Raw genomic sequence first — 12,681 nt, 5'->3', positions numbered from 1 at the left:
CCCCCTTACTTTTCATACCATATAGAAGGCTCGCTTTCTACTTCAAAGCCGTCTTTCTTATACAACGTTAATGCCCTGGTGTTAGTATCGAAAACCGAAAGCTTTATATTCTTGACTCCCACAGCTTGAAGTACCTTTATCGATTTATGCAGCAGCATCCTGCCGATACCTCTGCCTTGGTACTCGGGGGCTACACCTATACTCTCAATCCAGCCGTCATCATCTTTAATTCTCAATGTATACGTCCCGGCGGGAATATCTTCTGCATAGAAAACTCCGGCTAAATTGCTCCCGCAGTATTCATCCAGCAAGCCTTGAAGCTCCTCGTCCTCAACGACTCCGCCATTTGGAGCCTGAAGGAAGGCAGCACTTTCCACCCTTTGATAATCCTTTATATTCTCTGGGGACAAGGGTTTAAAGCATTTGTCCATATCTTCCTCAAAACCAATATTGCCTCCGCAATATCGCATGATAAGATTTCTATTTACCTCTACATAACCACTTTTCTCTAGTTCTGATATGAGATAATATCTGTCATGCATTACACCAAGCCGGAACTTGGCAGCCTTGATGCCCGAGCAGTAATCATAGGCCTTGGAAAGAAGCTTTGATAGCTTATGGCTGTCTTGCTCCTTTATATTAATGCATACAAGAAATATTTCCCCTCTTGCCTCCGCCTCTTTGGAAATCACACCAATGGTTGCAACAGGTCTTTTATCATCCCATAATGAAAAGTAACTGCTGCCATGATCAAAGGCGACCCCCTCATAAAGCTTGACCATTTCATCATAACTTCCATAGCTGTTTTTGGACTTGAAGCTGTCTGTAAACTGGTAAATATTTCTCTTTTGTTCTTCTGAAAGCTCATTGAATGAATAAATTCTCATTGCTAACCCCTCCTGAACAAACATATACGCATATGGTTTAAATAATATATAAACAATATATCATTATGTTTATAGTAATTCAATACCCAATGTATGAAACTTCATTAGGATGAAGATGCTGCCTAATAGCCCAAAACTATCTAATAATAGAAGTTTTGTGTGATATAATATAGATATATTGCCAGGACAGGGGATGATTTCAAATGAGTCTGAGAATCATATACGGAAGGGCAGGATGCGGTAAAAGCACCTTCTGCCTGAATGAAATAAAGTCAAGCTTGGAACGGGGACAGGCGTTGAGACATATCATAATTGTTCCCGATCAGTTTTCCTATCAGGCAGAGAAAAGGCTGATAAAAGCCCTTGGCGCAAGCGGAATAAACGGAGTAGAGGTATTAAGCTTCGGCAGATTATCCCACAGAGTGCTTGGAGAAGTAGGTGGGATAGTAAGGAAGCATATAAATCCCGCAGGGAAAAGCATACTGGTTTATACCATAATGGAGAGGCTCAAGGAAAACTTAAGGGTGTTTTCCAGGGCTGCAGGACAGAGGGGTTTTGTAAACACACTATGCGGCACTATCAGTGAGTTTAAGAGATACAATATTACACCTGATGCTGTAAACACTCTTGAAACGGCTGATATGAGCACACAGCTGAAGGACAAACTCCATGACATAGGACTAATATATGGGGATTTTGAGAAAAGGCTCCATGATAAATATATAGACTCTGACGACGATCTTGCTCTGTTGGCTGAAAAGCTAATGCAGTGCAAGCTTCTTGAGGGCTCGGAAATATGGATAGATGAATTTTCCGGCTTCACCCCGCAGGAGTACGTTGTAATTGAGAGGCTTATGGCTAAAGCGGTCAGGGTTAATTTAGCATTATGCACAGATTGTCTTGCGGATGAACTGGCATTGGAGGAAATAGACGCCTTCCTGCCTGCAAAGACCGCCTCAGCAAAGCTTAAGAGGCTGGCTGCGGATATAGGGGTGAAGGTGGAAGCACCTGCTGCTATTAAAAGTGACGGGCTGAAATACAACAATGAGCTGGCGTTCCTTGAGGCGAATCTATATACATATCTTCATGGGATATACAAGGATGATACAAGGTATTTGAGCCTCTACGAGGCTCCTAACATATATGCGGAAGCTGAGAGTGCTGCAAGAGATATATTGAAAAAGTGCAGGGAGGAAGGCTTGAGGTACAGGGATATTGCTGTGTTGACAGGAGACCTGGCACTTTATGAAAAGGTAATAAGGGTGATATTCGGGGAGTATGGAATACCTTGCTTCATAGACAGAAAAAAGGATATTACGGGACATCCTCTGGTACTTCTGGTAATCTCGGCATTGGAGGTTTTCACAAGTAATTGGTCCTATGAAGCCGTTTTCAGATATCTGAAAACAGGTCTTACAGGAGTTGATAGAGAAGACCTGGACCTGCTTGAGAACTATGTGCTGGCCAACGGAATAAAAGGCAGCAGTTGGATGAAGGACGAGGAATGGAGCTATACACTGGGCTATAGTATGGAAAAGTCCGGGTCAGGACAATATCTGCTTGAGCTGCTGCAAAGGGTGAATGAGGTAAGAAAGAAAGTAGTGACTCCTCTCTCAAAGCTCTATAAAAAAATAAAAGGCAGAAACAATGGGAAGGAAATATGCACAGCCTTATATGAATTTTTGTATGAATTGGAAGTGCCCGAAAGACTGGAAAAGCTTGTGCAGCATTTTACCGAAGCAGGAGAGCTGGATAGGGCAGATGAGTACAGTCAGGTGTGGAATATACTTCTGGAGCTTTTGGATCAGGTGGTTGAGGCTATGGGAGACGAGGCAGTTAAGGTGGAAACCTTCCTGGAGATTCTCTCGGTGGGCTTTGGGGAATATAATATCGGCTTGATACCGGCAGCCCTTGAACAAGTGCTCGTAGGAAGCCTCGAGCGTTCCAAAAGCCATGATGTAAAAGCAATATACATATTAGGTGCCAATGATGGGATATTTCCGATACCTTTTAAACAAGAGGGCATTTTGTCGGACAGGGATAGAGAAACCTTGGGGACTCTCGGGATGGAGCTTGCTCCGGATACAAGGGGCAGGACCTTTGAACAGCAGTATCTCATATATACTGCATTGACAGCCCCATCCAATTATCTCAGGCTGAGCTTTTGCGCTGCTGACAGGGATGGAAGGGCATTACGGCCGTCTATGATTATAAGCAGGTTAAAGAGGATGTTTCCCAATATAAGCTTTGAAAGCGGAATGACTAAGAGTGAAGCTGCAGGTAGTGCTGAAGCATACGTATCAGCTCCATTGCCGACCTTTAATGAGCTGGTGGCTGCTATGAGACAGAGCCTTGAAGGCAAATATACCGATCCGCTTTGGAAAACTGTAGTGGACTGGTACTCAAAGCAAGAAAAATGGCAGGAAAAGTATGGCCGTATGGTGGAAGGCTTCAATTACACCAATCAGGTGGAGCTTATCAGGCAGGAACGGGTAAGGATGCTGTATGGCAGTACAATACACACCAGTGTATCAAGACTTGAGAAGTATTCTTCCTGCCCGTTTTCATACTATGTGGAATACGGGCTTAAAGCAAAGGAAAGAAATATAATGAAAATGAATGCCCCGGATACGGGTTCTTTCATGCACAGGGTAATTGACATGTTCTCCAAGACAGTAAGCGAGAGCAGCACCGGCTGGAGACAGCTTGAGAAGGACTGGTGCGCTGAAAAGGTAGGACTGATAGTCGATGAGTTGGTGCAGGATATAGCCGGAACTATTTTCTTAAGCTCCAGTAGATACAAATACTTTGCAGACAGATTGAAAAGAGTGCTTACAAGAGCTGTCTGGATGATAGCAGAACATATAAAAAGAAGCTCCTTTGAACCGGTCGGTTATGAGATGGGCTTTGGTGATGGGGAGAAGCTTCCTCCTATTACAATCGAGCTGCCCATGGGGGATAGCATGGTTCTGTCCGGCAGAATTGACAGGATGGATTGCTTGGAAACAGAAGAGGGCAAATATTTCAGGATAGTTGACTACAAGTCCGGCAGCAAGCAGTTCAAGCTGGCGGATGTCTATTATGGACTTCAGATACAGCTGATAACCTACCTGGATGCAGTTGGCGAGAGCCTCGGTAAGGAGTCCGGCAAGTCGGTGCTGCCTGCGGGAGTTTTATACTTCAAGCTTGACGATCCTATTGTGCTGGGAGGCAGAGGCGCATCTGAGGAGGAAATTGAAAAGTCCATTATGAAGGAGCTTAAAATGAAAGGCCTGCTGTTAGCAGATGTGAAGCTTATAAAAGAGATGGACACGAGCATAGATGGGGACTCCCTCATAATACCGGCCAGGGTAAATAAGGGAGGGGACTTGGGCAGGTCATCTGCAGCAACAGCTGAACAGTTTGAGCTAATAAAGCGGCATGTAAGGAAGCTGCTGAACAGCTTGGGAGAGGAAATGCTCAAAGGGAACATATCCATAAGCCCATACAGGAGAAAAACTATGACTGCATGCTCATACTGCGGTTATATGTCAATATGCCAGTTTGATACCAAACTTTCCGGAAACAACTATAGGAATCTGCATGAAAAGAAGGATGAAGAGGTTTGGGAGCTTATGGGCGGCAAGACTGCAGAAGGTGGTGATAGCAATGAATCAGATGAATAAGGTCAGCAAATGGACTGATGAACAGGCAAGGGCGATTTCCGAGGACCGATGCAATCTGCTTGTGGCTGCGGCTGCAGGGGCGGGGAAGACAGCAGTGCTTGTTGAAAGGATAATAAGGAAGATTACCAGCCCAGACGCGACCGTAGATATAGACAGACTGCTGGTTGTTACTTTTACCAATGCTGCAGCTGCAGAAATGAGAGAGAGAATTGGTGCTGCCTTGAGCAAGGTGCTGGATGAAGCACAGAAGGATAAAGGATTGGACACCAAGAACCTTCAAAGGCAGCTGGCTCTTTTGGGGAAAGCCAGTATTACAACTATACATTCCTTCTGTCTTGATGTGATAAGGAATAACTTTCATACAATAGATTTGGACCCCGCATTCAGGATAGCAGATGATACAGAAGCCGTGCTGCTTCAAATAGAAGCACTGGAGGAGCTTATTGAGTCAAAGTATGAGCCGGAAAACTGTACCGAAGCTTTTCTGAGCCTGGTGGAATGCTATGGCGGCAATCGAGATGATAAGAAGCTAATGGACTTGGTCTTGACAATTTATGAGTTTGTCCAAAGCCATCCATGGCCGGAGGTCTGGCTGAAGGATGCGGTAGAGGCCTTCAATGCGCCTGATGGAATGGACTTTGGAAGCACAAAATGGGCAAGGGTACTGATAGAGAATATTACATTGGAGTTGTCAGGACTTCAGAGTGTACTGGAAGGCGCTTTAGCAACAGCAGAGAGGGCACAGGGGCTGTCGCCGTATATTCCTGTTTTGCAGGAGGATAGCTTGAGGGTAAAAGCCATGATTTCGAGGGGTTGCGGTGAAGGCGGCTGCTGGGATGCACTTTATGAAGAATTCAAGAATCTCGAGTTCGCACGTATGCCCAGATGCGGCAAAGAAATAGACCTCCTTGCACAGGAGGAAGTCAAAGGAATCAGGGATGATGTCAAGGGCAAGCTTAACAAGCTCAAGAAGGAGCTTATAAGCGGAAGCTCAGGAGAACTGACCTCCGACTTAAGACAACTGCATCCTATAATGGAAAGCCTGGGTAATCTTGTATTGGAATTTGCAGCGATGTATCAGGATAAGAAAAAGCAGAAGGGTGTAATTGATTTCAATGATTTGGAGCATTTCTGCCTGAAGGTTCTGACAAGCAGGGAAGAGGACGGAAAGGCTTCTGCAACTCAGGCGGCACTTGGACTAAGAGAGCGTTTCGAAGAAATATATATTGACGAATACCAGGACAGTAATCTGACACAGGAAGTAATACTTGGCATGGTTTCCAGGGAGGAGGCAGGTGAGCCTAACATATTCATGGTAGGTGATGTGAAGCAGAGCATTTACCGGTTCAGACAGGCAAAACCCGAATTGTTCCTGAAAAAATATGACACATACTCTGGAGATGCAAATTCCAAGTATAGGAAAATTCTGCTGTACAAGAACTTCAGAAGCAGGGAAGATATTATAAACGGAGTAAACTATATATTCAGCCAGATAATGTCCAAAAGTTTGGGAGACATTGACTATACAGAAAAGGAAGCGCTTAATGCCGGAGCGGCATTTGAGCTGCCTGAAGTATCGGAGGACAGCTTCGGAGGCCCAGTTGAGCTTCATATAATAGATGGCAGGGAAGCTGCAGCCACAGAAGCTGAAGGTACGGATGAAAGCTTTGATGACTCAGAGGGGGCTGGCTTGACCTTGGACATAGATATTGAGGATAAGCCGGATTCCATGCAGTGCGAAGCAAGAGTGGCGGCTAAAAGGATAAAGGAGCTTGTTACAGAGTCCAGCCCGGGTTTTATGGTGCTTGACAAGGATACTAAGAAATACAGGCCAGCCCGTTTCAGCGATGTAGTAATACTTATGAGAACAACGAAGAACTGGGCTGATGTGTTTGCTGAAGAGTTGGGCATGCATGGAATTCCTGTGTATGCCGATACAGGAAGCGGATACTTCAGGACCATCGAGATATCAACGATATTATCACTGCTCCAGATTATTGATAATCCCCTGCAGGATATCCCGATACTCGCGGTTCTAAGATCTCCTATAGCGGGTTTTTCCACAGAGGAGCTTATTGACATAAGGCTCTGCGACCGGGAGGTGACTTTCTACGAAGCAATGATTAAAGCTGCTGCAATAGAAGGGGAGCTGGGGAGCAAGTCAGCGGGGTTTATAGAAAGACTAAACAAGTGGAGAGAAAAGTCCCTTTACCTTTCCACTGATGAGCTTATATGGTATCTGTACAATGATACGGGGTATTACAGCTTCGTGGGTGCAATGCCGGTTGGTGTTAAAAGGCAGGCCAACCTCAGGATGCTTTTTGACAGGGCAAGACAGTATGAAGAGTCAAGCTTTAAGGGGCTTTTCAACTTCATAAGCTTCATAAACAAGCTGAAAGGCAGCCAGGGAGATATGGGAAGCGCTAAAACCCTTGGAGAGAAGGATAATGTTGTAAGGATAATGAGCATACACAAGAGCAAGGGACTGGAATTTCCGATAGTATTTGTCTGCGGTGCCGGGAAGGGCTTTAACCTCACTGATGCAACAAAGGGCATATTGTTGCATCATGATTTGGGTATAGGACCTGACTTTATAGACTACAAGCGGAGGATATGGTACCCTTCGATATTCAAGCAGGCTTTGAAATACAAGATAAGACTTGAAAGCCTCTCTGAAGAGATGAGGATACTGTATGTTGCCTTTACAAGAGCTAAAGAGAAGCTTATTATAACCGGCACCGTAAATGATCCGAAAAAAAGCGCCTCCAGGTGGAAAAGCAGCAGAGCCAAGTCTCTAAAGGTGCCTGAATATGATGTTTTAAAGGGAAAGTGCTATATGGACTGGATTTGCACAGCTCTCATGAGGCACCCTTCAGGGCAGCTGGCAGAAAAGCTGGGCATGGAACAGCAGGATCTCTGTGGGGTAAGTGACAGCTCCAGATGGGATATAAAGCTATGGGACAGAGATGAGGTATTGAGGGATATAAAGCTTGAAGAGCATAATGAAGAAGAACTGATAGGGGAAGTGGCCCTGGCCTCGGCAGAGTCTGCAGCTGATTCCTATGCTGAAATCATAAAAAGGCTGGAGTGGAAATATCCTTATTCTGCTTATGAGAGGCTGCCGGTAAAAGTCACCGTTACAGAGCTGAAGCGGTACTTTGATACGGTCGCGTCTGATGAGTACAATATGCAAACAGCCCCAAGCATCAAGCAAAGACCGCGATTCCTGGAGGAAGCAACAGAGATGACTGCTGCAGAAAAGGGCTCGCTGATGCACTTTGTGCTGCAGCATATGGACTTTGGCGGAGAAATCTCTGAAGGCAGCATTAGAATTCAAGTGGAAGGTATGGTAGCAGCTGAGCTTTTGACAGACGTACAGGCGCAGAATGTAAACATCCGTAAGCTACTGAGTTTTATGCAGTCAGCCTTGGGTAAAAGGATGATTAATTCTGGCAAGCTGCATAGAGAAATGCCCTTTACTATGGAAGTGGAATGCTCCGAGGTATTTAGCAGTCTTCCTAAAGAGGGGTATGAGGAGGAAACAATCGTACTTCAGGGTATTATCGACTGCTACTTCGAGGAAGAAGGAAAGCTGGTGCTGGTTGATTACAAGACCGACTATGTACCGGATGGGGATATTGAACAGATAAAAGAAAAGTACAGGACTCAGCTTGAGTATTATGCAAGAGCTTTAAAGCAGATAACCGGCAAGGAAATAGCGGGAAGGTACATATATCTCTTCTGGAACGGTGAAATACTTGAATATTAATAGGCGGATTAAAAAAGAAAAGGCTTCACTGCTACAGTGAAGTCTTTTCTATAGATACCAGCCGCTCACTTTGAAGAAACCTCTTCAGCTTCTGAATGGATACTCCAGTGGCTTCTGAGACCTCAATTATGCTATTGTTGGGATGCAAGTACAGATAATCCTTTACTTTATTGATATCACTTTCGTTTTCGGTGTAACAGCTTCCACATACCTCCTGTGCTCCCATATCCTCAAAAATCCTGCTGCAGATGGGGCAATTCCTTACAGCCATAATCCATTCCTCCCATAAAAAAAATAAATAGTTCTCAATTACCATTTTGTGCCTCTTATATTGTATGGACACTTCATGTATAATTGAATAAAGGTAAGTTTTGTATATATTATATAATATTCGTAAGCACTTTAGGAAATTTTGGTGTTTTGTGAAAATTTTGGGGTGAAATATGTTTTATAAATCGATAAATGAAAGAGTAATGCATATCAAGCTTACAAAAGATGAAAAGAATACTTTCATAGAAGAATACAGACCCTTTATCGCAGCCGCCGTTGAAAAGGTGACGGGCAGGTATGTTTCCTATGGCCAGGATGAGGAGCTTAGTATTGCCTTAATGGCATTTGATGAAGCCATAATTCATTATGACCAGCAAAAAGGGAACTTTTTGAGCTTTGCCCAGAACATAATACGAAAAAGGCTCATTGATTATTACCGGAAGGAAAAAAAGCATCAGGTAATAACATATATGAATGAATTCTCTACTGAGGAAGCTGGTGCTGAGGAGGTCTTTGACTATGTTATAGCTGCCGAGGAAGCTCAGGATAAATATTATCAGGAAGAGATAAACCAGCTTAGAAGACAGGAGCTTGTACAGCTTAAGGAGGAGCTTTCCACATGGGGGCTGAAGCTTGATGATGTAGCAAAGAGTTCTCCTAAGCATATAGGCACGAAAAGCTCATATTTAGATATAGTCAAGTACATAATCGACAGACCCGAGCTGGTCAAAAAAATTAAGGCCAAGCTGTATCTTCCTATAGCAGAAATTGAGGAAGGCACAAAATTACCCCGGAAAACTATTGAACGGTCACGAAATTATGTAGTAGCAGCAATGATAATATTGACAGGAGACTACTACTGTATAAGGGAGTTCATAGACTGGGGGTGGAAAAAGTGAAAGCAATAGTTGCAGAGATAGATAAAAAACAAATGATAGTTTTAACTGACAAGGGAGATTTTATAAAAGTCAAAAGACAGCTTTCGTTGGGAATAGGTGATGAAATAGAACTGAAACCCCAGAAGATAAATTTGACATACAGAAGGCTGGCATCAATAGCTGCATGTTTCCTTGCATGCATATTCCTGTCTACGGGAGTATATGCGTATTATACGCCATACAGCTATGTCAGCGTGGATATAAACCCCAGCATCGCATTATCCCTCAACAGGTTTGAAAGGGTAATATCAGTAAACCCTCTTAATGAAGATGCGGTTAACTTGATAAAGAATACAAAGGGCTTGAAGAATAAGGATATAGATGATGCACTTTCCGCTATAATAAAAAGTGCTTCTGAAGAGGGCTATATAGATGAGCAGATGGAGAACCAGATAATGGTTGTAGTATCTGCAAAGAATCTCAAGCAGGAAGAAGAATTGGCAGATATGGTGACAATAGCTGCAACCAATCAGCTATCCAAGGTCAATAATAACTTTGGAGTCATGGTTGAAAAAGCAAGTGTAAAGAGCTATAAAGAAGCTTTATCCAACAAGATGTCTCCAGGGAAAGAGATACTTGCAGACAGGCTGAGAGAAGTAAGCCCGGAGATCAAGGATGAAGAAGTAAGGAATATGTCTGTAAGAGAAGTTGTTCATCTAATAAACGAAGGTAGAAAGGCTGTAATGGCAGCGGAAAAGGATAAAGATAAAAAAGACAAGGAAGAGCAATCCATAACCAATAAGGATAGCGATAAGAAGGAAGATAAAGAAGCTGCAAAATTTGATTCCAAAGCTAAAAAGGATAATAATGGAAGTGATAAGCCTAAGCCAGCAGCTGCAGTAAAAAAGGATAATGCTTCCACTTCAAACAAAGGCAATAATGATAAAAATAAAAAAGAAGATAAAGTAAAAGAAGACAAAGAAAACGAAGGCAACGGGGATAAAGACAGTGAGCAAGAGAATGTAGATAAAGACAAGCAGAATAATGGAGCAGATGGCCAAGTCAATAATGATGAGGCAAAGGACAAGGATAACAGCGGTGAAAGAGATGGCAAGGACAAAGAAAATAAAGATGGGAAAAAAGGTGATTAACAGGGCATAAGCCCTGTTTTTTTATGCGATTGCAGGTAGTGGACTTATGTAGGTATTTGCTCATATTGATATTTGCTCATATATACGGTAGGATTAAGGAAGAACATTTTATAGGTGGTGTTTAAGTGGCAAAGAAACCGGTGCCTTTGTGGATAAAACTCGCTTTACTATTTATTATAGCTGTGCTTATTTCTTCCATAATACTATTTCCGTCTGCGCTCAAAGCTGGTATAGCCTATGAGCAGGGATGGAGTGCTCAGAAGGATGGAAGGCACTCAACAGCAATAAAGGAATATGAACAGGTTTTGAAGCAGTTTCCGGAGTCCACTTCAATACTTGCGAGGCTTGCGATATCATATTTCTACAATGAACGTATCGATGAATGCAGCGAGCTTTTAGACCGAATTGCAGGAAAGAAAGTCTCGAAAAGTCTTAGCGGTCAGGTTAACGGAATTGTAGATAAGATGGATTCGATATACTACGAGAGCAAAGGGCTGGGAGAAGCACTGAAGCTGTACGGACAAGAAGAATTGGAGAGTACGGCTGAGAAGCTTGAAAAGTATTTGGACGCTAATAAAAATGATGTAATGGGCATTTTTCATATGGCGAATATTAATTTTGATATGGGCAAATATTCTGAAGCCGAGAAATTATACATCAAGACAGTTGAGCTTCAACCAGAATTTTATTCCGCATATCTGAATCTTGCCGCAGTATATAGAAAAACAGGCCAGCTTGAAAAGGCTGCGGAGTGCTGTAATAAGGTGCTTGAAAGCAATAAAGAGCATCCTCAGGCTTTGACAGCCCTCTCCAAGATAGAGCTGGAGGGCAATAATGTCGAGGCCGGTCTGGAATATGCAAAAAAAGCCTATGAATTTGACAGTGGTGATTTGAACGTTATCTCAAATCTATGCCTTGCATATCACTACAATAAAATGACAGGTGACAGGGATAAGTATTTTGAGATCCTTAAGCAAAATGACTATTATGATATAGTGGCTCTGCAGTCTGTGTTTGAGGCCGAGCCTAATAAGAGATGAGAAAAGGAGTGTAAAATGAAGTTTTCTGAAGAGACGAAAAAAGAGATATACTCATGGATAAAAACAATTGTTTTCGCAATAGTGCTTGCATTTATTTTCAGAACATATATATTCAGTACGGCATATGCAATGAGCGTGTCAATGGAGCCAACCCTGCATGAGGGGCAGATACTTATTATATCCAAAGTAAACTATTTGGTAGGTGAGCCTGAAAGAGGAGATATTGTTGTAATTGACAGCGAGCAGGATAAGCTGGAGCATCTCAACCTTATAAAGAGGGTAGTAGCCTTGCCGGGTGAAACTGTTGAGATAAAGGACAACAAGGTATACATTGACGGAAAGGCATTGGAGCCGGATTTTACCCAATCTCCTACACCTGATTTCGGATTTGTGAAAACAACAATCCCAGAGGATAAATACATGGTCATGGGGGACAACAGGGAGAATAGCCGGGACAGCAGATTTGAATCGGTTGGATTCATTGGCAGGGATTACATGGAAGGCAAGGCTGTGTTCAGATTGTGGCCATTAAATAAAATAGGAAAACTGAAATAAGCTCTATGACCCGGCATTTATGCCGGGTTTTAAATTGAGAAAATCGCTACAGAAAAGCAGCCATGTTAATAGCCACTTATGAGTATACAAAAATTGATGGCACTAATCCGCTGCGCCTAAGAAAAATCTAACGCCTTCCAAAGGCCGTCCTTGGCCTTGGAAGGCTTACTCGGCGTCCTTCCTCGTATACGATTTTTCTAAGGCTACGCTCCTAAGTGCCATTAACAATTTCTGTATAAGCATACTTTGGCTTATTAACAAGGCTGCTTTACCAATTACTTACTCAGCAGATGAAAGCTAAGTATCGATTAGGGAAGCATTAACTTTGTATATCAGCGAACACTTATAAGTCTTTGGGTAACAGAATAGAGCTTGATACGTAGGAAAATCCGTAAGATTTACGTGATGTAAATCTAGCACATACCAACAGGACGTTGGGTTTATGTGCGTTAGGATTTTACAAGTA

8 protein-coding genes are annotated in these 12,681 nt (G+C 43.0%); 6 read left to right on the top strand and 2 right to left on the bottom strand.

From position 1 onward, the window contains the following. Positions 1 to 5: 5 nt before the first annotated feature. The gene (locus VEB00_04085; GenBank protein HYF82194.1) at positions 6 to 887 is read right to left on the bottom strand and encodes a GNAT family N-acetyltransferase; all 882 of its coding nucleotides are present in this window, start codon (positions 885 to 887) and stop codon (positions 6 to 8) included. A gap of 203 nt (positions 888 to 1,090) precedes the next feature. On the opposite strand from VEB00_04085, the gene addB reads away from it, so the two are divergent. Further along, positions 1,091 to 4,552, top strand: a complete 3,462-nt coding sequence (addB, locus tag VEB00_04080; GenBank protein HYF82193.1) for a helicase-exonuclease AddAB subunit AddB — start codon at positions 1,091 to 1,093, stop codon at positions 4,550 to 4,552. Further along, positions 4,545 to 8,321, top strand: a complete 3,777-nt coding sequence (gene addA / locus VEB00_04075; GenBank protein ID HYF82192.1) for a helicase-exonuclease AddAB subunit AddA — start codon at positions 4,545 to 4,547, stop codon at positions 8,319 to 8,321. The genes addB and addA overlap by 8 nt, the downstream gene beginning before the upstream one ends. A 31-nt stretch (positions 8,322 to 8,352) precedes the next feature. On the opposite strand, the gene VEB00_04070 is transcribed toward addA, so the two are convergent. Continuing rightward, complete coding sequence (locus tag VEB00_04070) at positions 8,353 to 8,592, bottom strand: hypothetical protein (GenBank protein ID HYF82191.1); 240 nt, start codon at positions 8,590 to 8,592, stop codon at positions 8,353 to 8,355. 172 nt (positions 8,593 to 8,764) lie between these two features. Between VEB00_04070 and sigI the strand changes: the two genes are divergently transcribed. From sigI to lepB, 4 genes are all read left to right on the top strand, one after another. After that, a complete protein-coding gene (gene sigI, locus VEB00_04065) occupies positions 8,765 to 9,490 on the top strand; it encodes an RNA polymerase sigma-I factor (protein ID HYF82190.1) in 726 nt (241 codons plus the stop codon). Continuing rightward, positions 9,487 to 10,620 (top strand): anti-sigma factor domain-containing protein, encoded by a 1,134-nt coding sequence (locus tag VEB00_04060; GenBank protein HYF82189.1) that lies wholly within the window; start codon positions 9,487 to 9,489, stop codon positions 10,618 to 10,620. Before sigI ends, VEB00_04060 begins: the two co-directional genes overlap by 4 nt. A gap of 125 nt (positions 10,621 to 10,745) precedes the next feature. Further along, complete coding sequence (locus VEB00_04055; GenBank protein HYF82188.1) at positions 10,746 to 11,660, top strand: tetratricopeptide repeat protein; 915 nt, start codon at positions 10,746 to 10,748, stop codon at positions 11,658 to 11,660. A 15-nt stretch (positions 11,661 to 11,675) separates the two neighbouring features. Next, positions 11,676 to 12,215: a signal peptidase I gene (gene lepB / locus VEB00_04050; protein ID HYF82187.1), complete on the top strand. Its 540-nt coding sequence runs from the start codon at positions 11,676 to 11,678 to the stop codon at positions 12,213 to 12,215. The last annotated feature ends 466 nt before the right edge of the window (positions 12,216 to 12,681 follow it).

The organism is Clostridia bacterium (genome assembly GCA_035628995.1).
Classification (GTDB): Bacteria; Bacillota; Clostridia; order Lutisporales; family Lutisporaceae; genus BRH-c25.
This window is presented reverse-complemented; position numbering and strand designations above follow the sequence as displayed.

Coding starts and splice junctions, on each gene's coding strand:
- addA (HYF82192.1), top strand. CDS start 4,545: ATGAATAAGGTCAGCAAATGGACTGATGAACAGGCAAGGGCGATTTCC.
- lepB (HYF82187.1), top strand. CDS start 11,676: ATGAAGTTTTCTGAAGAGACGAAAAAAGAGATATACTCATGGATAAAA.
- VEB00_04085 (HYF82194.1), bottom strand. CDS start 887: ATGAGAATTTATTCATTCAATGAGCTTTCAGAAGAACAAAAGAGAAAT.
- sigI (HYF82190.1), top strand. CDS start 8,765: ATGTTTTATAAATCGATAAATGAAAGAGTAATGCATATCAAGCTTACA.
- addB (HYF82193.1), top strand. CDS start 1,091: ATGAGTCTGAGAATCATATACGGAAGGGCAGGATGCGGTAAAAGCACC.
- VEB00_04070 (HYF82191.1), bottom strand. CDS start 8,592: ATGGCTGTAAGGAATTGCCCCATCTGCAGCAGGATTTTTGAGGATATG.